Source organism: Desulfuromonas sp. DDH964 (assembly GCF_001611275.1).
Lineage (GTDB): Bacteria > Desulfobacterota > Desulfuromonadia > Desulfuromonadales > DDH964 > DDH964.
On sequence record NZ_CP015080.1, the window covers coordinates 1,802,595 to 1,823,840 of the forward strand.

General features: G+C 61.6%; 20 protein-coding genes and 1 tRNA gene. 17 read left to right on the top strand and 4 right to left on the bottom strand.

The genetic code is table 11. The annotated features are described in order from the left end of the window. Positions 1–19: 19 nt before the first annotated feature. From DBW_RS18125 to DBW_RS08170, 7 genes are all read left to right on the top strand, one after another. Positions 20–397: a nitrous oxide-stimulated promoter family protein gene (locus tag DBW_RS18125; RefSeq protein ID WP_082820250.1), complete on the top strand. Its 378-nt coding sequence runs from the start codon at positions 20–22 to the stop codon at positions 395–397. A 131-nt stretch (positions 398–528) separates the two neighbouring features. Beyond that, positions 529–1,287, top strand: a complete 759-nt coding sequence (locus tag DBW_RS08145; protein ID WP_066726752.1) for an ATP-binding protein — start codon at positions 529–531, stop codon at positions 1,285–1,287. Between the two features lie 102 nt (positions 1,288–1,389). Further along, positions 1,390–1,806 (top strand): acyl-CoA thioesterase, encoded by a 417-nt coding sequence (locus tag DBW_RS08150; protein ID WP_066726754.1) that lies wholly within the window; start codon positions 1,390–1,392, stop codon positions 1,804–1,806. A 76-nt stretch (positions 1,807–1,882) separates the two neighbouring features. Further along, positions 1,883–1,957, top strand: a tRNA-Val gene (locus tag DBW_RS08155). A 150-nt stretch (positions 1,958–2,107) separates the two neighbouring features. Then, a complete protein-coding gene (locus DBW_RS08160) occupies positions 2,108–3,727 on the top strand; it encodes an HD domain-containing phosphohydrolase (RefSeq protein ID WP_066726757.1) in 1,620 nt (539 codons plus the stop codon). Next, the gene (locus tag DBW_RS08165) at positions 3,724–4,248 is read left to right on the top strand and encodes an alpha/beta hydrolase (RefSeq protein WP_066726760.1); all 525 of its coding nucleotides are present in this window, start codon (positions 3,724–3,726) and stop codon (positions 4,246–4,248) included. Before DBW_RS08160 ends, DBW_RS08165 begins: the two co-directional genes overlap by 4 nt. A gap of 31 nt (positions 4,249–4,279) precedes the next feature. Next, positions 4,280–4,879, top strand: a complete 600-nt coding sequence (locus DBW_RS08170) for an NUDIX hydrolase (RefSeq protein ID WP_082820251.1) — start codon at positions 4,280–4,282, stop codon at positions 4,877–4,879. 4 nt (positions 4,880–4,883) lie between these two features. On the opposite strand, the gene DBW_RS08175 is transcribed toward DBW_RS08170, so the two are convergent. After that, complete coding sequence (locus DBW_RS08175) at positions 4,884–6,530, bottom strand: hybrid sensor histidine kinase/response regulator (RefSeq protein WP_066726762.1); 1,647 nt, start codon at positions 6,528–6,530, stop codon at positions 4,884–4,886. A gap of 445 nt (positions 6,531–6,975) precedes the next feature. Here DBW_RS08175 and DBW_RS08180 point away from each other — a divergent pair, with 445 nt between their 5' ends. From DBW_RS08180 to htpG, 3 genes are all read left to right on the top strand, one after another. Further along, on the top strand, positions 6,976–7,314 hold the full coding sequence (locus tag DBW_RS08180) for a P-II family nitrogen regulator (RefSeq protein ID WP_066726765.1): 339 nt from the start codon (positions 6,976–6,978) through the stop codon (positions 7,312–7,314). An 89-nt stretch (positions 7,315–7,403) separates the two neighbouring features. Continuing rightward, positions 7,404–8,813, top strand: coding sequence for a type I glutamate--ammonia ligase (gene glnA / locus DBW_RS08185; RefSeq protein WP_066726767.1), 1,410 nt, complete (start codon positions 7,404–7,406; stop codon positions 8,811–8,813). Between the two features lie 145 nt (positions 8,814–8,958). After that, the gene (gene htpG, locus DBW_RS08190) at positions 8,959–10,857 is read left to right on the top strand and encodes a molecular chaperone HtpG (protein ID WP_066726769.1); all 1,899 of its coding nucleotides are present in this window, start codon (positions 8,959–8,961) and stop codon (positions 10,855–10,857) included. Between the two features lie 75 nt (positions 10,858–10,932). On the opposite strand, the gene msrA is transcribed toward htpG, so the two are convergent. Beyond that, positions 10,933–12,123: a peptide-methionine (S)-S-oxide reductase MsrA gene (gene msrA / locus DBW_RS08195; RefSeq protein ID WP_066726771.1), complete on the bottom strand. Its 1,191-nt coding sequence runs from the start codon at positions 12,121–12,123 to the stop codon at positions 10,933–10,935. Positions 12,124–12,362: 239 nt separating this feature from the next. On the opposite strand from msrA, the gene DBW_RS08200 reads away from it, so the two are divergent. Then, positions 12,363–13,259, top strand: a complete 897-nt coding sequence (locus DBW_RS08200) for an NmrA family NAD(P)-binding protein (RefSeq protein ID WP_066726772.1) — start codon at positions 12,363–12,365, stop codon at positions 13,257–13,259. Between the two features lie 99 nt (positions 13,260–13,358). On the opposite strand, the gene thrC is transcribed toward DBW_RS08200, so the two are convergent. Together thrC and DBW_RS08210 are read right to left on the bottom strand one after the other, a co-directional pair. Further along, positions 13,359–14,747: a threonine synthase gene (gene thrC / locus DBW_RS08205; RefSeq protein ID WP_066726774.1), complete on the bottom strand. Its 1,389-nt coding sequence runs from the start codon at positions 14,745–14,747 to the stop codon at positions 13,359–13,361. 211 nt (positions 14,748–14,958) lie between these two features. Next, positions 14,959–17,220 carry an NADP-dependent malic enzyme gene (locus DBW_RS08210; protein WP_066726776.1) on the bottom strand — a complete coding sequence of 754 codons (2,262 nt, stop codon included), beginning with the start codon at positions 17,218–17,220 and terminating at the stop codon, positions 14,959–14,961. Positions 17,221–17,760: 540 nt separating this feature from the next. On the opposite strand from DBW_RS08210, the gene DBW_RS08215 reads away from it, so the two are divergent. The 6 genes from DBW_RS08215 to DBW_RS08240 are packed head-to-tail and all read left to right on the top strand — an operon-like array spanning position 17,761 to position 21,224. Further along, positions 17,761–18,258 carry a metallophosphoesterase family protein gene (locus tag DBW_RS08215; RefSeq protein ID WP_066726781.1) on the top strand — a complete coding sequence of 166 codons (498 nt, stop codon included), beginning with the start codon at positions 17,761–17,763 and terminating at the stop codon, positions 18,256–18,258. A 10-nt stretch (positions 18,259–18,268) separates the two neighbouring features. After that, entirely contained in the window at positions 18,269–18,757 is a 489-nt protein-coding gene (locus DBW_RS08220; protein WP_066726783.1) for an HIT family protein, read from the top strand. After that, a complete protein-coding gene (locus tag DBW_RS08225; RefSeq protein WP_066726785.1) occupies positions 18,757–19,056 on the top strand; it encodes a lipopolysaccharide assembly protein LapA domain-containing protein in 300 nt (99 codons plus the stop codon). Before DBW_RS08220 ends, DBW_RS08225 begins: the two co-directional genes overlap by 1 nt. Positions 19,057–19,083: 27 nt before the next feature. Further along, a complete protein-coding gene (locus tag DBW_RS08230) occupies positions 19,084–19,692 on the top strand; it encodes a MotA/TolQ/ExbB proton channel family protein (RefSeq protein WP_066726786.1) in 609 nt (202 codons plus the stop codon). A gap of 4 nt (positions 19,693–19,696) precedes the next feature. Next, entirely contained in the window at positions 19,697–20,107 is a 411-nt protein-coding gene (locus DBW_RS08235) for an ExbD/TolR family protein (protein WP_066726789.1), read from the top strand. A gap of 28 nt (positions 20,108–20,135) precedes the next feature. Then, the gene (locus DBW_RS08240; RefSeq protein ID WP_066726791.1) at positions 20,136–21,224 is read left to right on the top strand and encodes an ATP-dependent 6-phosphofructokinase; all 1,089 of its coding nucleotides are present in this window, start codon (positions 20,136–20,138) and stop codon (positions 21,222–21,224) included. Positions 21,225–21,246: the final 22 nt, after the last annotated feature.

Here is a 21,246-nt window from a genome sequence, read left to right on the forward strand (position 1 = left end):
CGCTGTTACTATTCCCACCATGTCTGCTAATGCTCCAGCGTTATCTCCCCTGACCCGTCGCGAGCGCAAGGATCTCAGGATTCTCGCGCACTTCACCGCGGTCTATTGTCGGAACCATCATTCCGATGAGCGTGCTCCCCTTGATCTGGCGGAGCCTGGCTACGCCCCCCTGCGCCTGGAGCGATTCCCCCTCTGCTCCGAGTGCCGGGAATTCCTTGCCTACGCCTTTGCCCGCCGTCGCTGTTGCCCCCTCGACCCGAAACCCGCCTGCAAGGAGTGCCCGGTTCACTGCTATCGCAGTGGCCATCGTGAGCAGGTTCGCGCCATCATGCGCTTTTCCGGGCGTCACCTGCTGCTCAGGGGACGGCTTGACCTGCTTTGGCACTACCTGTTCTAATCACCAGAAGGGGGAAGGCTGGCGGGCGCGCGCTTCCCTTGACCTGTGTCAATGCGGGCAGGACCGCAGTCAGGCATAATCATCCCAGTACCATGAATCCTAAACCATCCAAGAGCCATGAGGTGATAGAGATGCAGCGTGACATCGTGAGAATCGACGAAGAAAAATGCAACGGTTGTGGCCTTTGTGTGCCGGCCTGTGCCGAAGGTGCGATCCGGATTATCGACGGCAAGGCAAAGCTGATCGCCGACAACCTCTGCGACGGTCTCGGCGCCTGTCTCGGGCATTGTCCGCAGGATGCGATCATTGTCGAAAAACGGCAGGCCGAGGCTTTCGACGAAGGCGCGGTGGAAAAGCACCTGGCAGCCAGCAGCCATCCTCCGACCAGCCACCCGGCTCCCGCAACCGGAGGTTGTCCTTCGGCCCAGGTTCGGGTGATGCCGGCTGCCGGCGGTTGTCCCTCGGCCCAGGTCCGGCAGCTTGCCCCTGCCACGGGAGGCGGCGCGACCACGGCCCCCGCGCGGAGTTCGGAGCTGCGTCAGTGGCCGGTGCAGATGCACCTGGTACCGCCGACTGCCCCTTTTCTTCAGGATGCAGAGCTGGTCCTCGCTGCCGACTGCGCTCCCTTCGCCTATGCCGACTTCCACCGCGACCTGCTGCAGGGGAAGGCGCTCCTGATCGGCTGCCCCAAGCTCGACGACGGCCAGGCCTACCTCGACAAACTGACCGCCATTCTGCGCCAGAACCAGGTGCGCTCCCTGACCGTTGTTCATATGGAGGTCCCCTGTTGTTCCGGCCTGATCGCCCTGGCCCGGCGGGCGCTGGAAGCGAGCGGCAGCAGCACGCCGCTGCACACGGTCAAGGTGACGATCGGCGGCGAGCTCGCCTGATGCCGGATTCGACCGGGATTCCCCGCGCTTGACACCACACCGCTGCGGTTGCTAAGGTGACGACCTTCTGTCACCGCGCTTCCAATTCGTCGAGGGCCACCGATGACCCGTTCCATGTCGCTCACTGTCCGCTACGCCGAAACCGATGCCCAGGGGATCGTGCACCACTCCCGTTACCTGATCTGGTTCGAGGAGGGGCGATCCGATTTTCTGCGTCAGCAGGGACTGCACTACCGGGACTTTGAAAAGGCCGGTTACTTCATCGTCGTCGCCGAGGCCGAGGTCAAGTACCGGGCGCCGGCTCTCTACGAAGATGTGGTGACAGTCGAGACGACTCTGGTGCGCATGCGCGGCAAGGTGATTGAATTTTCCTACCGGGCCAGCAACGAGGCCGGGACCCTGCTTGCCGAGGGGCGCACTCGTCACGTAGTGCTCGGTCCCGACCGGCGGCCGACCCCGCTTCCGGACTCCCTGCTCGAAGCGATCGGCGTTCCTGCTGAGGTCGTTGAAACCGCCTGAGGCCGATCCTGCTGGCGAATTTCCCGTTGACAGCCGGTACGCCAATTGCTATAAATCCACACCCCCAAATGAATACGGGCGCATAGCTCAGCGGGAGAGCACTGCCTTCACACGGCAGGGGTCGTAGGTTCAATCCCTACTGCGCCCACCAGATAAAAACAGAGGGCTAGCCGACCGGCTAGCCCTCTGTTTTTATCTGGTGGCGCCGGTTCGGGGCTGGAAATAGGGTTCCGGTCCGGGCTGGCCTCTGCTATAAAGAGCTGAGAATCTGAGTTTGCAGCCCGCTTCTGGAGGAAGACGGATGACAACCAGCGACCAGCTCCTCAAGCGTATTGAACTGTTAACCCGGATCAGTACCGCTCTGTCCGCCGAGCAGGATACCAACCTGCTGCTGGAGACGATTCTGCTTGGCGCCAAGGAGTTGACCCACGCCGACGGTGGCAGCCTTTATATTCTGGAAGGGCGGAACCTGGTTTTCCAGCTGGTTCACACCACCTCGCTCCGGCTTCACATGGGCGGAAGCAGTGGCGTGCCGGTCAACTTTCCGCCGGTGCCGCTGGAACTCGCCGATGGCAGTCCCAATCTGCGCATGGTCGTCACCCGCTCGGTTCTCGAAGACCGCATCATCAATATCCCCGACGCCTACGCCGACCAGGAGTTCGACTTCTCCGGGACCCGGGCCTTCGACGCCCGGACCGGCTATCACTCGCGGTCGTTGCTGGCGGTGCCGATGAAAGATCACGAGAACCGGATTATCGGCGTTCTCCAGCTGATCAATGCCCAGGACCCGGAAAACGGCGCTACCACCATTTTCAATGATGCAGACCAGGGGCTGGCCGCGGCTCTCGCCTCCCAGGCGGCGGTAGCGCTCAACCGGCGCCAGCTGATCGATGGCCTGGAGAATCTGCTCCGCTCCCTGACCCAGCTCATCGCCAATGCCATCGACGACAAGTCGCACCACACCGGCAACCATTGTCGGCGGGTGCCTGCCATTACCATGGCGCTGGCGCGGGCGGTCAACGCCGATACCGGCCCCATTTTCGGCCCGGTTCGTTTCGACCAGAAGCAGCTCGATGAACTCGAGATTGCTTCTTGGTTGCACGATTGCGGCAAAATGACGACGCCGGAGCGGGTGGTCGATAAAAGTACCAAGCTCGAAACCATTTTCGACCGCATTCACCTCGTCGATGCCCGCCTCGAAATCCTCCGGCTGGAGGCTGAAGTCGCACGGCTCAGCAAGGGAGAGGCGGCGCACCAGACTCCTTCCGCTTCACCCCTGCCGCTGGAGCAGATTGACGCGATCCGCAGCTTCCTGCATCGCTGCAATACCGGCGGCGAGTTTCTCTCGGAGAGTGACCGGCATTACCTTGCCGAACTCGGCCGGATCACCCTGCCGAATCATGATGCCAGCGCCGCCGCCCCGCTTCTCAATGAGGACGAAATCCGCAACCTGGCGGTGCCACGGGGGACCCTGACCGACGAGGAGCGACAGATCATCAACAACCATGTCAATGTCACCTACCGCATGCTGGAAGCGCTCCCCTTCCCGGAACATCTGCAGAATGTGCCGCTGATCGCAGCCGGCCACCATGAGCGGATGGATGGCAAGGGCTACCCGCAGGGGATTCCCGCCGGGCAGCTCCCGCTGCAGACACGAATCCTGGCGATTGCCGACGTATTCGAGGCCCTGACCGCCAGCGACCGCACCTACCGCAAAGCCAATACCCTCTCGCAGGCGTTGACGATCATGGCGCGGATGTGCGCCGAAGGCCACCTCGACCCGCAACTCTTCGACCTTTTTGTCCGCAGTGAGGCCTACCGGGACTACGCCCGAGCCAATTTCCAGGCGGAGCAGCACGATGCCGTCGATTCTGCCGCCCTGCGCCAGATCTATTCGCCGGCACCTGTGGAGGGAGCGTGAGCCTCGTTGTCTTCGCCCACGGTAAGGAAAGCGGCCCCTGGGGGACCAAGAGCCTCGCCCTGGCGGCCGTGGCCCGGCGTCTCGGCTGGCGCTTTCTCAGCCCCGACCTGAGCGGCACCCGGGACGCGGAAGAACGGATCGAACGGTTTCTCGACGCCCTGCCGGCAGACCCCGGCACCCTGGTCCTGATTGGTTCGAGCATGGGAGGCTACGTCGCGACCTGTGCCTCGGCGCGCCTGCGTCCCGCCGGGTTGCTGCTGCTCGCCCCGGCCTTTTATCTCCCCGGCTACCGCAACCAGGATCCCTTGCCCTGCGCCGGGCATACAGTGGTGGTGCATGGCCGGGACGATGACCTCGTCCCGCCGGCCCATGCCTGGCGCTTTGCCGAGCGCCACGGCGCCGAATTCCATCTCCTTCCCGACCAGCATCCCCTCGCCGGTTCGGTCCCGTTCCTGGAAGAGTTACTGGCCCGGCTGCTGCGGGACCTCACCCCCGGCATCCCCTTTGCCGCCCACCTTTGACAAGCGCTTCCCCCCCAGGGAAAATCGTTTCATGTCGCATCCAAAAACGGAAATGTTCGAAATCGTCGATGAGCAGGACCGGGTCATCGGTATCGCCCCGCGCTCCGCGTGCCACGGCAACCCGGCGCTGGTGCATCGGGTCGCCCATGTGCTGGTATTCCGCCCGGGAGGAGAGCTGCTGCTGCAGAAAAGGTCACGGCACAAGGATATCCAGCCCGGGAAGTGGGACACCAGCGTCGGGGGGCATCTTGACCCGGGGGAGGACTACCTGGCCGCGGCGGTCCGGGAAATGCGCGAGGAACTTGGCCTCCGCGATCTCCCCCTGACTTTCCTCTACAGGTCACGCATCCGGAACGAGATCGAGTCGGAGAATGTCGCCACCTACCTCGCTCTCCATGCGGGCGCGATCCGGTTTGCAGCGGAGGAGATCGAGGAGGTACGGTTCTGGCGGGGAGCGGAAATCGATGCGGCGCTCGGCAGCGGCCTTTTCACCCCCAACTTCGAAATGGAGTGGCGGCTGTTTCTGGACTGGTACCGACGGCGGCTGGGGAGAACGCCAACCGGCATCACCGGCGGCGCGGACTTCGCTGAACTGCTGCGCGAGGTGATCGAGAGCGAAGGAGAACGCTGACGGATCAGTCGAGCAGGGGGAGGGTGAACACGAACCGGCTCCCACCTGCCGGGCCGAGCGGAGATTCGACCCAGATCCGACCGCCGTGGAGGTGGATGATTTCCTGGCAGATCGCCAGCCCCAGACCGGTCCCCTTGCGAAACGGGCCCCGGCTTGGCAACTGCTGGAATTTGCCGAACAGCAGTTTCTGCAATTCGACCGGGATCCCTTCGCCGGTATCGGTCACGCTGACCTGGAGCAAATCACTCTCCGCGCCGCCCGGCAGGCTGGTGGAGACAACGACGCGGCCATCGGCGGGGGTGAACTTGGCTGCATTGCTGAGCAGGTTGGCAAAAACCCGGACCAGCTGTTTGCCATCGGCGAGGAGGTAGGGGAGCTCTTCGGGAATCTCGAGTTCGACCTGGATCGACTTTTCCGCGAAGAGTGGACTGAGGTCGGCGAGAGTTTTTTCCAGCAGTGGCATCAGCTGCAGGGGCGAAGAGTGCAGTTTGAGCTTTCCCGCTTCGAGTTTGGAGAGGTCGAGGATGTCCTCGATCAGGGCAAGCAGCCGGTCACAACCGCTTTCGACATTGCCGAGTGCGTTTTTCTGCTCGGTATTGATGTCGCCGTATATCCCCTCGGCAAGGATATTGGTGAAGCCGCGAATGCTGGTCAGGGGAGCCCGCAGGTCATGGACCAGCATGGAGACGAAATCGGCCTTGACCTGTTCGATCTCGCGGGTCTTGCGCAGGTAGCCGATGACGATCTGGAGACGGTCGGCGACTATGGTCAGGGAATGGCGGCTGCCATCGGTAAGCTTGACGGCGCCGTCATGAAACAGGGCGAGCCGGGTCCCCTGGTCGCTGATCGGCAGGGTGTGGAGCAATTGCAGCCCGTCCCCAAGGGGTGAAGTTTCCGGATCGTCCGGCGGTACCAGGATTTCCCGCACCTGGGCGGAAGCTTCCTTCCGTTCCGAGGCGGCCCAGGTCTGTTCGCGGATGGCGGCCAGCGCTGCCTCGCCGAGTGGGGCAACCGAGTGGATGGCGAGTAAATATTTGTCGTCACCGTCGGCGAAAAGCAGACTTGCGGCACTGTGGCGGCAGATCACCGAGAGGAAGCGCAACACCTCACTGACCAGTTGGTCGCCGTCGTGGGCGAGACCCGTCAGCTTGAGGATCTCGTTGGAAATGGTCGACTCGTAGAGGAGGCGGTCGAGGATTGTCGTTACCCGGGACTGGATATCTTCACTGCTCAGATCCCGGGATTTGCTCGGCAGCCGGCGCAGCCCCTGCGGCGCCCGGTGCAGGGCCAACTCGGTAACGGTGTCGAGGATCGGATCGAGGTCGGTGGTTTTTTCGAGGTAACGGTCGGCGCCGGCCTTTTCCCCCCAGAAACGGTCGTGGCGTTCGCGCAGGTTGGTCAAAAGAATGATCGGGATCGCCGCCGTCAGGGGGTCGTTCTTCAACAGCCGGCAGAGATGGTATCCATTCAGCTCCGGCATCAGGACATCGGAAAGGATCAGCCCGGGGGGAGAGTGGTAGACCCGGGTCATCGCCTCGATGCCGTTGCTGGCCGTCTCGACCTGGAACCCGCGATTCTGAAGCGCGTCCCGGAGGATTGCAAGTTGCGTTTCGCTGTCGTCGACAACCAGGATTGGCGCGAATCTATTCAATGGATCCTCCATTGTCATTGCAGACCCGGTTCACCCGAAAAAGTGGACGCGGGCGAAAACCAACCAAAAAAGCAAGTCATTGTAAAGACTTCAATAGCGATTAGTCAAGCAACTCGGCGGCCTGGCGGGCGCGGATAATAATTTGGCAATGACCGTGCGCAGGCAGTAGGCGTGCCCGCTTTTTGGTCAGGCTCTTTCCGCCCTGCTCAAATTATGGGCATCAGGCCTGCCCGGTGGCGGAAACTGGGACGACGATTTGCCGGAACGTGAACAAATCCATGTGGTTGCCCATGGCTTGCGGTAATCGCCGTTTTGGCAAGCTATTTGCTCTTATGCAGTTCCGTTGTGAAAAATTGATAGTTGTCCAACACCTGATGGGTGGCTATACTGAGCATTCTGCAACTGTATCAGGCGTCCTATAATCCATACCGGGGAGGTAGCTGCGATGAGAAAAGTTGAGGCGATCATCAAGCCTTTCAAACTCGACGAGGTCAAGGAAGCGTTGAACGAGATCGGTATCCAGGGGATTACCGTCAGCGAGGTCAAGGGGTTCGGACGGCAGAAAGGGCACACGGAGCTTTACCGTGGTGCCGAATACGTCGTTGATTTCATCCCCAAGATCAAGATGGAGATCATCGTTCGCGACGACATGGTCAGCAAGGTGGTCGATACCATCGCGGAAGCGGCCAAAACCGGACGGATCGGGGACGGCAAGATTTTCGTTACCCCGGTCGACGAGATTCTGCGCATCCGTACCGGTGAACGCGGCGACGACGCCCTCTAGTTTTCAGGGGGGCAGACTGTTACTGCCTGGGCGCCCCCGGGGCGGGACGGCCAGGATTTTACTCTTACCCAGCCAAAGGAGAAGGAACCATGACCCCCAAGGATGTTGTTGCTTTTGCAAAAGAAAACAATGCCCAGATGATCGACTACAAATTCCTCGATTTCGTCGGGATCTGGCAGCATTTTTCGGTTCCGGTGACTGAATTCAGCGAAGATACCTTTGAAGAAGGGATCGGCTTTGACGGTTCCTCGATCCGCGGCTGGCAGCCGATCCACAACAGCGACATGCTGCTGATGCCCGATCCGATGACCGCCAAGATCGACCCCTTTATCGAAGTGACCACCCTCAGCCTGATCTGCGACGTCATCGACCCGATCACCCGCGAAGGTTACACCCGCGACCCCCGCTTCATCGCCAAGAAGGCCGAAGCCTATCTGAAATCGTCCGGCATTGCCGATACCGCCTATTTCGGGCCGGAGCCGGAATTCTTCATCTTTGACGACATCCGCTACGGGTCCAGCGCCAACGAGTCCTTCTACAGCATCGATTCGGTCGAGGGGGCCTGGAACACCGGCCGCGAGGAGTATCCCAACCTCGGTTACAAGCCGCGCCACAAGGAAGGTTATTTCCCCTGCGCCCCGACCGACTCCCACGTCGACCTGCGCAATGAGATGGTCCAGGTGCTGCAGAGCGTCGGCATGCGGATCGAAGCTGCCCACCACGAAGTCGCCACCGGCGGTCAGAACGAAATCGACATGCGCTTCGACTCGCTGCTGAAGATGGGCGATACCCTGCAGTGGTTCAAGTACATCGTCAAGAACGTCGCGGTCCGTAACGGCAAGACCGTCACCTTCATGCCCAAGCCTCTCTATGGCGACAACGGCTCGGGGATGCACTGCCACCAGTCTCTCTGGAAGGATGGCACCAACCTCTTCGCCGGGGACGGCTACGGCGGCCTGTCGAAGATGGCCATGTACTACATCGGCGGCATCATGAAGCACGCCAAGGCCCTCTGCGCCTTTACCAATCCGAGCGTCAACTCCTACAAGCGCCTGGTCCCCGGCTTCGAAGCCCCGGTCAACCTCGCCTACTCCAACCGCAACCGCTCCGCCTCGCTGCGGATTCCGGTCACCAGCAACCCGAAATCGAAACGGGTCGAATATCGCACCCCCGATCCGAGCTGCAACGGCTACCTCGCCTTCGCCGCCCAGCTGATGGCCGGCCTTGACGGCATCGAGAACAAGATCGATCCGGGTCAGCCCCTCGACAAGGATATCTACGGCCTCTCCCCGGAGGAGCTCAAGGATGTGCCGAACGTTGCCCGCAGCCTCGAGGACGCCCTCAATCACCTGCGGGAGGACCATGCGTGGCTGCTCAAGGGAGATGTCTTTACCGAGGACGTCATCGAGAAGTGGATCGAGTACAAGATGGAAGCGGAGGTCAACCCGAACCGCATGCGCCCGACCCCGACGGAGTTCGCCCTCTACTACGATTGCTGATCAGCACCGCCGACCAGCAAAAAAGCCCCCGGAGTCTTCCGGGGGCTTTTTTGCATTCATCCCCGCTGCGGGTTGACAAGCTCTGACCGGGTGCTTATGTTGTGACCCGTTCCACCATCTTTTGCCCACAGGAGGGACCAGTCCGATGACGGTCAGCAAACGCAAGTTCAAGGCCGAGGTAAACAAGATTCTCGACCTGATGATCCATTCTCTCTACTCCCACAAGGAGATTTTCCTGCGCGAACTGATCTCCAATGCCTCGGATGCCATCGACAAGGCGCGCTATCTCTCCCTGACCGATAGCAGCATCAACCCCGACGGTTCGGATTGGCAGATCGAGCTGATTCCGGACAGTGCCACCGGGACCCTGACCATCCGCGACAACGGCATCGGCATGACCCGGGACGAGGCCGTCGAGGCCCTCGGCACCATCGCCCATTCGGGTACCAAGGAGTTTATGAAACTCCTTGAGAGTCGTGAGGTCAAGGACAACCCGGAGCTGATCGGCCAGTTCGGGGTCGGCTTCTACTCGGCATTCATGGTTGCCGACCAGGTCACGGTTCGTACCCGCAGCGCCCAGGCCCCCGCCGATCAGGCCGTGGTCTGGCAATCCGATGCCGACGGCAGCTATACCCTGGAGGATGGGGTGAAGGAGAGTCGTGGCACCGATGTCGTTCTCCATCTCAAGGAAGATTGCCAGGAGTTCCTGCAGGAGTGGGAACTGCGAAAAATTGTCAAACAGTACTCCGACTTCATCGAGTACCCGGTGGTGATGGCGGTCACCCGCAGCAAGCCCGATCCGGATGACAAGGAGAAGCAGGTCGAGGAGACCAAAGTCGAAACCCTCAACTCGCGCAAGGCGATCTGGCTCAAGGACAAGAGCGAAATCGGTGAGGAAGAGTACAACGAATTTTACAAGCATATCTCCCACGACTTCACCGACCCGGCCCGGGTTATCCATTACCGGGCGGAGGGGACCACGGAGTTCTCGGCTCTTCTCTATTTGCCGGCGAAGCGCCCCTTCGACATCTATTATCAGGACTACAAGGTGGGGCCGACCCTCTACGTGCGCCGGGTGCAGATCATGGATCACTGCGAGGCGATGCTGCCGCCCTACCTGCGCTTCGTCAAGGGGGTGGTTGAGTCCTCCGACCTCCCCCTCAACGTCAGCCGGGAAATCCTCCAGGACAACAAGACCGTCAGCGTGATCAAAAAGAGCATCACCAAGAAGGTGCTCGACACCCTGGCGGAGATGAAGAAGGAGGATGCTGCCGGGTTCGACGAGTTTTACAGCCAGTTCGGCCGCATCCTCAAGGAGGGGATTCACCACGACTTCGAGCGCAAGGATGCCATTGCCGAACTGCTCCTCTTCGAATCGACCAAAACCGAGGCGGGGAAGAAAATCACCCTCGCCGACTACGTGGCACGGATGGTCGAGGGGCAGGAGTCGATCTACTACATGACCGGGCCCGACCGGAAGACGGCCGAATCCTCCCCCTATCTCGAAATCTTCAAGGAGAAGGGGTATGAAGTCCTGCTGATGACCGACGATATCGATGACATCATCATCAGCCGTCTCGACAGCTACCAGGAGAAGCCCTTCCAGTCGGCGCTCAAGGGGGACCTCGACCTCGGTGACAGCAACAAGGAAGAGAAGCAGAAGGAATACGGCGGCCTGCTCGAAATGATGCAGGAGGAGCTCAAGGACCAGGTCAGTGCGGTCCGCATTTCCGGACGGCTCAAGGACTCAGCCGTCTGCCTGGTCGCCGGCGAACACGATCTCGACCCGGCGATGGAGAAGATGTTCCGCGCCATGGGGCAGGAGGTCCCCCGGGGTCAACGCGCCCTCGAGGTCAACTCGGAACATCCCTTGATCGTCCGCATGCAAGATCTTTTTGCCGCTGACGCCAAGAGTGCCCAGCTCAAGGAGTATGTGGAGCTGCTCTACGACCAGGCCCTCCTCCTCGAAGGGGACCGCCCCCGGGACCCGGTCGCCTTTGCCCGGGCGATGTCGAAGCTGATGGCGCAGGGCGTGACGGTCTGATCCGCAAGTACTGGCAGAAAACGACAGCAGGGGCCGCATTTGCGGCCCCTGCTGTCGTTTTTTCACAACTCTCCCCTAGTTGAAGAGCGGCAGATACTCCTCGTATCCTTCCCTGGCCAGATCGGCCGCGGGAATGAAGCGCAGTGCCGCCGAGTCGATGCAATAGCGCAGACCAGTCGGGGGCGGGCCGTCCTTGAAGACGTGACCGAGGTGGGAGTCGGCGTGCCTGCTGCGTACCTCGACGGTGGTGCCGAAGATGCCGGGGTGTTTCACCTCCACCACGTTCTGCTGGTTGAGCGGCCGGGTGTAGCTTGGCCAGCCGGTCCCCGAGTCGTACTTGTCGGTAGAACTGAAGAGGGGTTCCCCGGAGATGATGTCGACATAGATGCCCGCTGCATGGTTGTCCCAATACGGGTTCTTAAAGGGGGGCTCGGTGCCGTCCTCCCGCGTCACCTGGTACTGGATCGGGGTCAGCAGCCGGCGCAGAGTGGCGTCGTCGGGGATGGTGTAGGTCCGCTCCTTGTGGACCACCGGCGCCATCCCTTTAGCGGTCATGCCCGGCTCACCCATCTCCTTGCCGCTCTTCGGTTCCATCTTCATCTCCATCCCGTCCCGGCCGGCGGGAAGTTTGTCGACCTCGGCTTTCCCCCAGCTCTTTTCCAGAAACTGGTCCCGCCCCGAACCCCAGCGGTAGTAGTGATAGCGAACCGGGTTCTCCTTGTAGTAATTCTGGTGATAGTCTTCGGCCGGGTAGAAGGGGCCGAGCGGTTCGATGGCGGTGACGATTTTTTTACTGAAAGGACCGGAGACAGCGAGCTGTGCCTTGGAGGCTTCCGCTGCGCGCTGCTGCTCGGGGTTGGCGTAAAAAATCGCACTGCGGTACTGGGAACCGCGATCGACAAACTGGCCGCCGGCGTCGGTGGGGTCGATATGGCGCCAGAACCAGTCGAGGAGCTGCGGGTAGGTGATGCGTGTCGGGTCGTAGATCACCTTGACCGCTTCCACATGGCCGGTGCCACCGGCCGAGACCTGTTCGTAGCTCGGGTTGGCCATCTCCCCGCCGGTATAGCCGGAGATGGCGTCGATCACCCCGGGGAGTTTTTCAAAATCGGACTCGGTACACCAGAAACAGCCGCCGGCAAAGACGGCGCTGGCGGTCATCGCCGGGCCGGGGGGTGTGCCAGGGGCCGGATCTGCACCCCAGGCGGTCAGGCCGGTTAGCAAGGTTAGGGTCAGGGCTGCCAATGCAGTTACTATCGTTTTCATGAAGACCTCCCGGAACGGGTCCGTTAGGGCACCCGGAAACGTTGGTGAATTTCTGCTCTGTCTTGATAGACAGCATAATGCATCTGCGCAATGCCTGCTTAAATGCCGTGTAAAGATTTGATAAAGTTGGCCGGACCCGGCAGCGGCGCAAACCCGGCCATCGACAGTATAATGAACCGATGTCGTTTCGTGGCGGCGGGAGTGCCGAACGGGGAGCCGGGGGGGCGAAGGAGAATTTCATGATTGTCATCACGGGAGCGACGGGGCATATCGGTAGCCAGGCGGCCGAGCGCTTGCTCTCCATGGGCAAAAAGGTGCGGGTGATCGGTCGTCGCGCCGAGCGCCTGGAGCCGCTGGTGGCGCGCGGTGCCGAAGCCGGCGTGGGCGAGCTGGGTGATGGCGTCTTTCTTGCCGATGCCTTTGCCGGCGCCACGGCGCTCTTCGCCATGATCCCGCCGAACCATGGCGCCAAGTCGTTTCGCGGCTTCCAGAACGAGATCGGTGCGGCCATCGCCGCTGCGATCAGGGGCGCCGGCGTCACCCATGTCGTCAACCTCAGCAGCCAGGGGGCCGAGCTGTCGGCCGGCAGTGGCCCGATACTCGGACTGCGTGATCAGGAGGAGCGGCTGAACCGCCTGGCGGGGGTAAATATCCTGCACCTGCGGCCAGCCTACTTCATGGAGAACCTGGAGATGTCCATACCCCTTATTCGCAAAATGGGGATGACCGGTTCGGCGGTTCGCGGTGACCAGCCGATTGCCATGATCGCGACCTGCGATATTGCCGAACGGGTTGCCGAGCACCTGGCCCGGCGGGATTTCACCGGCAAGGTGGTCGAAGACCTGCTTGGGCCGCGCGATCTGACCTTCCGGGAAGCGACGGCCATCATCGGCCGTGCGATCGGCAAGCCGGGCCTCAAATACCATCAGTTCAACTATACCGAGGCCGAGCTGGGAATGTTGGCGATGGGGATGGGACGGGACGCCGCGCGCCTCTTCATCGAAATGAGCCGGGCCCTTAACGAGGGGAAATTTGCCGTTGGCCGGCCGCGAACCGACCGCAACACGACCGGGACCACCCTGGAGATGTTTGCGGAAGATTTTGCCCGGACCTTTGCCGCTGCTCGGGAATCATAGGGTGGCCTCGACCTAAAAGCAGAGACGCAACAAAAAGACCCGGGGCCGGCAGAAGCTGGCCCCGGGTCTTTTTGTTGCGGCGGGTAGCGGCGAGGCTCGTCAGAGCGCGTGTTTCTCCACATACGCCTTGACCGTTGCCGTGTCCGCAGCGATCACCTCACAGCGCTTCTCCCGCTCCTCAATCCCGGCAAGAGATGCCGGCCGCTGCGGATTTTTGCCGGTCGCATGCAGGACCGCCTCGGCGAACTTGGCCGGGTGGGCAGTGGCGAGGCAGACCACCGGGACTTCGCCGCCGGCGAGTTCTTTGGCCGCCCGGACGCCGACTGCGGTGTGCGGATCGAGGGTGTAGCCGGTGGCGGCGTAAAAGTCGCGAATCGTTGCCACGGTCTGAGCGGTATCGACGGTGAGGGCGAGGAAGTCGTCGGCGACCCTGGCGCGCTGCGCGGCGTCGAAAGGGAGACTGCCGCTCTTCTGGAAGGCGGCCATGGCTGCCTTGACCTGCGCGGGGTTTTCGTCGAAAAGGTAGAAGAGGTAACGCTCGAAGTTGCTCGCCACCTGGATGTCCATCGATGGCGACAGGGTCGGGACGACGCTGCCGACCGAGTAGTCGCCGTCTCGGACGAAGCGGGAGAGGATGTTGTTCTCGTTGGTGGCGAGGATCAGGCGCTTGACCGGCAGCCCCATGCGCCTGGCGATATAGCCGGCAAAGATGTCGCCGAAGTTGCCGGTCGGCACCGAGAAGTAGAGCTCCCGGCAGCCGGTGCTGCGCCGGATCTCGGCCCAGGCATGGAAGTAATAGACCACCTGCGCCAGGACCCGCGCCCAGTTGATGGAGTTGACGGCGCCGAGGGCGTACTTTGCCTTGAAGGCAAGGTCGCCGAAAATTTCCTTGACGATGCGCTGGCCATCGTCAAAGGTTCCCTCGATCGCCAGGTTGAAGACGTTGGCATCGGTCACCGTCGTCATCTGCAGTTCCTGGATCGGAGAGACTTTTCCATGGGGATGCAGGATGAAGATATTGATGTTCTGTTTGCCGCGCACCCCGTAAATTGCGGCGCTGCCGGTGTCGCCGCTGGTGGCGCCGATGATATTCATATGCTCACCGCGTTCGGCGAGCAGATACTCGAAGAGGTTGCCGAGCAGTTGCAGGGCGACATCCTTGAAGGCGAGGGTCGGCCCGTGAAAAAGTTCGAGAATGTAGACGCCGTCCTGATGGACGACCGGTGTCACCTCCGGGTGGGTGAAGCTGGCATAGGAGTGTTCGATCAACAACTTCAGATCGGCCGCAGGAATATCGGTGGCGAAACGCGAGATCACCTGGAAGGCGAGCTCGGGATAGGCGAGACTGGCCAGGGCGTCGAGGTCGCCGGGGGTCAGCGTCGGGATCGATTCCGGCAGCAGCAGGCCACCGTCATCGGCCAGTCCCATCATCACGGCGTCCTTGAAGGGGATGCCTTTAACGCCGCCGCGGGTACTCTGGTACTTCATGAAAGAAACTCCTCTCGGACCGGCCGCAGGCCGGGTTTGTTGAGGGGCAATCTTAGCAGGAAAGAACCGGGCAGGGAAGGGGGAAGGGAGCAGGAAAGCATGGTATTCATAAGTCCCATAGGAACTCTGGGGGCCATCGGAGCAATGACAATAAAACCCGGGGGAGCGGTTTCGCTCCCCCGGGTTTTCCGTGACAACAGTCGTTCAGTTTTCAGCGGTCGGCCAGTTCCTGGGCGTCCACTACCGCCACCGCGGCCATGTTGATGATGTCGCCGACATCGTCGCCGCGCTGCAGGACATGCACCGGTTTCTTCATTCCCATCAGGATTGGCCCGACGGTCTCGGCGCCGCCGAGCTTGTTGAGGAGCTTGTAGCAGATGTTCCCGGACTGCAGGTCGGGGAAGATCAGGACATTGGCATCCCCCTTGAGCTTGGAGAAGGGGTACTGGATCGCGGTCAGTTCCGGATCGAGGGCGACATTGGCCTGAATCTCACCGTCGACGATCAGGTCGGGGGCCCACTCCTTGACCAGGGCGGTGGCGCGCTTGACCTTGAGGGTCAACGGATGCTCGGCGCTGCCGAAGTTGGAGAAGGAGAGCATCGCCACCTTCGGCTCGACATCGAAGTGGCGGGCCTTCTTGGCGGTGAGGATGGCGGTCTCGGCCAGCTCCTCGGCGGTCGGCTCGATAGTCACCGTGGCGTCGGCGCAGAAGACGACCTGCTTCTTGAAGACCAGCATGTAGAGGCCGTGGACCTTGGAGAGCCCTTCCTGCTTTCCGATCACCTCGAGAGCCGGCCGGATTGTTTCCGGATAATGGTGGTTGAGGCCGGAAAGGAGCGCATCGGCGTCGCCGTGCTGTACCATCATCGCCCCGTAGTAGTTGCGGTTCTTCTTGATCAGCCGCTTTGCTTCGGCGCGGGTAATCCCCTTGCGCTGGCGCAGTTCGAAGAGCTCGTCGATATATTCGCCGCGGATGTCCGAGGTCGCCGGGTCTATGATCTGCACCCCCTTCAGGTCGAGACCGAGCTCCTGGATCTTGTCGTTGATCTCCTTGAGGTCGCCGAGCAGGATCGGGATCGCGATCCCCTCCTCGACCAGAACCTGGGCGGCGCGCAGGATTTTCTCCTCCTCCCCTTCCGGGAAGACGACCCGCTTCGGCTGGGCCTTGGCCTTGTTGATCAGGGTGCGCATGATCTCCTTGGAACGGCCCTGCAAGGCTTCCAGGTGCTCCTTGTACTTCTCCATGTTCTCGATCGGACGGCGAGCCACCCCGCTGTCCATCGCCGCCTTGGCCACGGCCGGGGCGACATGGAGCAGAACCCGGGGATCGAAGGGTTTGGGGATCAAATACTCGCGGCCGAAGCTGATCTCGACGTTGCCGTAGGCCTTGCGCACCGAGTCCGGGACGTCCTGCTTGGCAAGGTTGGCCAGCGCCAGGCAGGCCGCCATCTTCATCTCGTCGTTGATCGCCGTGGCATGGGTGTCGAGCGCGCCGCGGAAGAGGAAGGGGAAACAGAGGACATTGTTGACCTGGTTGTTATAGTCGCTGCGCCCGGTACCGACGATGACGTCGTCCCGGACCGCCTTGGCCTCGTCCGGAGTAATTTCCGGATCGGGGTTGGCCATGGCGAAGATCACTGGATCTTTGGCCATCGACTTGACCATCTCCGGAGTTACGGCTCCCTTGGCCGAGACGCCGAAGAAGACGTCGGCACCTGCCATGGCATCTTCGAGGGTGCGCGCCGCGGTATCGTTGGCGAGGCGCTCCTTGAAAGGGTTCATCCCTTCCTGGCGTCCCTTGTAGATGACCCCCTTGGTGTCGCAGGCGTAAAGATTTTCCGGTTTGGCGCCGAGGACCAGCGCCATGTTGGCACAGGCGATACCAGCAGCACCGGCGCCATTGACAACGATCTTCACATCCTCGATCTTCTTGCCGACGATCTCCAGGGCGTTGATGAGGCCGGCATTGGCGATGATGGCGGTGCCGTGCTGGTCATCGTGGAAGACCGGGATGTTCATGATCTTCTTCAGCTCTTCCTCAATGTAGAAGCACTCGGGTCCCTTGATGTCCTCAAGATTGATGCCGCCGAAAGTCGGTTCGAGGATCTTGACGGTGCGGATGATTTCATCCGAATCCTTGGTGTTCAGCTCGATATCAAAGACATCCACATCGGCGAAACGCTTGAAGAGGACCCCTTTCCCCTCCATCACCGGTTTGCCGGCCATGGCGCCGATGTCACCGAGGCCGAGGACCGCCGTGCCGTTGGAGACGACGGCAACCAGATTCCCCTTGGCCGTATATTCATAGGCCATGGCCGGGTCTTTTTCGATCTCCAGGCAGGGTTCGGCGACGCCGGGGCTGTAGGCGAGAGAGAGATCGCGGCTGGTAGCGCAGGGTTTGGTGGTGATGACTTCGATTTTTCCTTTACGGCCTGAACTGTGATAGTCCAGGGCGTCCTGACGTTTTGACATGGGGGTGGTCCTCCTGTCCGGGTGATTGGTGCCGATGGCCTCACGCTGAAGCGGGGCGAATGTCGTTTCCGTTTGGACGGGCCAAAATAAGTTTAGCTAAAAAAATAAGATAAAATTTTACTGAAGATAAAGCCGGAAAATAGCGCCTGAATTGTCAGTTGTCAAGGGTATTCTGGTTTGCCTAATCCAAAGAAAACAATGTTTCCGAAACATCGTTCGTGATTTTCAGCAATCATGGTGCCAAGCCCTTTGCTTTTGATAAAATATCGCCAATTAGCGCGGCGTCAACGTACCAAGGCGAAGAATTGACATTCGGACTGGGTAGTGGCGAGCTTCTGGGGTGGCCGATTTCGGCCATTCCAGGAATATTTCCGCCGCTGGTTACGTCCCGGTCAAAACTCAAATCCGATTGACACTCCCCGGTCGCAAGGGTACAACAGGTCGGTACCGGGATGGAGTCAGGGTCTGGTCCATCGAGCCGGGCTGAGACATCCCGACAGGACTGTTTTACGGGTCAGGGCGAGGGGCTGAATCTCCCAAATGCAACGCATCGGCGTACTTTCAGATACCCACCTGCACGGATTCGCCACCGGCGGGGCGTTCCTGGAGGGACTGGTGACCCGCTACTTCGGGGATGCCGAAATCATCCTGCACGCGGGTGATCTCGTCGATCCGGATGTACTGCTCGGGTTGAGCGACCGGACCATTTTCCAGGTGCGCGGGAACCTCGATCCGCCCCGCCGCAACCTGCCGCAACGACGGATCCTTGAAATCGGCGGTTTCCGCATCGGGCTGATTCATGGCTGGGGTCCTCCCGATGGAGTGGCCGGCAAGGTGCTGGAAGCATTCCGGGGGGAGGCCCTGGACTGCCTGGTTTTCGGCCACAGTCATCTCCCGTGCTGCGAACGCCGGGAAGGCGTGTTACTCTTCAATCCCGGGAGTCCCAGCGATCGCCGCCAGGCCCCCTGGCATTCGGTCGGTCTGCTCGAACTCGGGACGACCATCGAGGGGCGGATCATCAACATCGACAGTGACTGAAGGAGCGGGTATGGAACGGCTCTGGGCGCCCTGGCGGCTCGACTATATCCAGGGTGAAAAAGGGGAAGGCGACTGCATCTTCTGTCTCGGCGACCGGGCTGCTGAAGATTCAGCGCGCCTGGTCCTCGCCCGTACCCCCCTGGCCTGTGTCCTGATGAACCGTTATCCTTACAGCAATGGCCACCTCCTGATAGCTCCTCATCGGCACACTTCGGACCTGGACAGTCTGGGCGAGGCCGAGGTACTCGACATGCACCGTCTGCTGTGCCGCAGCCGCCAGGTTCTTGCCGAACGGGTCGGCGCCCAGGGTTTCAATATCGGCATGAACCTTGGCCAGATCGCCGGGGCCGGGATTGCCGAACACCTCCACCTTCACATTGTTCCGCGCTGGAGCGGTGACACCAATTTCATGCCGGTCTTTGCCGATGTGCGGGTTATCCCGCAGCACCTGCTGACGACCTACGAACTGCTGCGTGACGGCTTTCCCGGGAGCGAATAATGACGATTTTTCGCAACATCATGGCCTTGCTGATCCTCGGCCTGGTGCTTTTCCTCGCCCTGACCAACGCCGCGCCGGTGCGGGTCAGCGCCTTTGGCTACCAGACCCCGGAACTCCCCCTCTTTGTCTTCCTGCTGGTCTTTTTTGCTCTCGGTTACCTCCTTGCGGCACTGGTCGGGGCGGTGCGCCAGACTGCCCTGCGGCGCCAGATTGCCCGGCTCGAACGGGAACTGGCGCGAGGCGCCGGCCGCAATTCCGCCTCCCCGGCGGCAGCGGGGGGAGCAGACAACGAAAACTGATTTCAACCCGGAAAGGACGCTGCTTTCATGCTGGAGATTTTTCAAAAGGGCGGGCCGCTCATGTACCCGATCCTCTTCTGTTCGGTCCTCGGTCTGGCCATTTTTCTGGAACGGATCCTGGCCTTTTATCGCTTCCGCCGCGGAAGCGAAGAACTGATTCGGGAGGTGGTCAGCCTGCTCGGAGCCAAGCGTCTGGTCGAAGCGGTGGCGGCCTGCCAGCGCGCCGATACGCCGCTCGGGCGGGTGGTCTTCGCCGCCCTGCGTGCCGCCGGTCGCACCCGCACCCAGATCAAGGAGGTCACCGAGGAAGCCGGCCGCCGGGAGGCTGCCCCCCTAGAACGCTACCTCGGCCTGCTCGGCACCATTGCCTCCCTCTCCCCGCTGCTGGGATTGCTGGGGACCGTGCTGGGGATGATCCAGGCCTTCAATGTCATCGCCACCCAGGGGGTCGGTACCCCGGCGACCCTCGGTGGCGGCATCTCCCAGGCGCTGATCACCACCGCGGCCGGGCTGGCCGTGGCGATCCCCACTATCCTGCTGCACAAGTATCTCTCCGGGCGTCTCGACCGGCTGTTGCTGGAGATGGAAGGCTGGTCGCTGCAGATCGTTGATCTTCTCGGCAGCGAGGAGAGCTGAAGCGATGGCCTGGCTGCGCAAACGGCGCGATGAGCCGAAGGTCGACCTGACCTCGATGGTCGATGTCGTCTTTCTGCTGCTGATCTTCTTCATGATCTCGACCACCTTCGTCGAGAACCCGGGGCTGACCATCAGGCTCCCCGAATCGGGTGCAAAACGGAGTGATGCCGAACCCAAGGAGGTCAAGGTCTACCTTTCGTCCGCGGGGAAAATCTCCCTCGGCGACGAAGCGGTCACTCTGGCAGAACTGCGCCGGCGACTCGATGCTTTTGGTCCCCGCGGCGCGGCGATGACCTTTGTCCTTTATGCCGATACCGAGAGTCGTCACGGCCAGGTGGTCGAGCTGATGGATGCAGCGCGGGCGGCCGGGTTCGGCAAGCTGGCGATCGCGACCGATCCGAAAGCGCCTCGGTGATGGCCGCCCTTCGCAAGGGAGGAGATAGATGAAACCGACCATTGCCATTCTTACCGGTGGCGGTGACTGTCCGGGGCTGAACGCGGTCATTCGTGGGGTCGTACGGGCTGCGGTGCTGCAGCGAGGCTGGCGGGTCATCGGCATCGAAGACGGCTTTGACGGCCTGGTCGGCACGCCGCGCTGGCGCGAACTCGACCTCGCCGCCGTCCGTGGCATCCTGCCGCAGGGGGGGACGATTCTCGGTACCAGCAACCGCGGCAACCCTTTCGCCTACCCGGTGCGCGAAAAGGGGGAGATCGTGCTGCGCGATGTTTCGGCCGAAGTAGTGGCCAATTTTCGCGAACTGGGAGCCACCGTTTTGATCACCGTCGGCGGCGACGGCACCCTGAAGATTGCGCGCCGGCTCGGCGAACTGGGGCTTAATATCGTCGCGGTGCCGAAGACCATCGATAATGACCTGCAGGGAACCGACGTCACCTTCGGCTACAACTCGGCGGTCGGCGTGGTGACCGAAGCCCTTGATCGCCTCCACAGCACGGCAGAGAGCCATCACCGGGTGATGATCGTCGAGGTCATGGGGCGGGATGCTGGCTGGATTGCTCTTGAAGCGGGGATTGCTGGTTCGGCGGATGTGATCCTGCTGCCGGAAATTCCCTATTCTCTCGATGCTATTTGTGCCGCGATTGCCGGTCGCCGCGAACGGGGGAGCCGCTTCTCCATCCTGGTGGTTGCCGAAGGGGCTCACCCTGCGGATGGCGGCAAGGTGGTACGAGTGAGTGCCGGGGAGAATCTCGGGGTCGAACGACTCGGCGGGATCGGACAGACCCTGGCGGCGCAGCTAGGCGCACGTTTCGAGATGGAGAATCGGGTGGTGGTTCTCGGTCATTTACAGCGGGGCGGCAGCCCGACCCCCTTCGACCGCATCCTCGGTTCCCGTTTCGGGGTCAAGGCGGTGCAGCTGGTGGAGCAGGGGGAATTCGGGCGGATGGTCGCCCTGGCCGGCCGCGCGGTCGACTCGGTACCGATCGCCGCCGCCGTCGAAGCGCTGAACCTGGTCGACCCCGCCGGAGACCTCTGCCGGACCGCCGAGGAGCTGGGGATCTGTCTCGGTCGCTGAAGCGGGCAGACCCGGTTTTTTC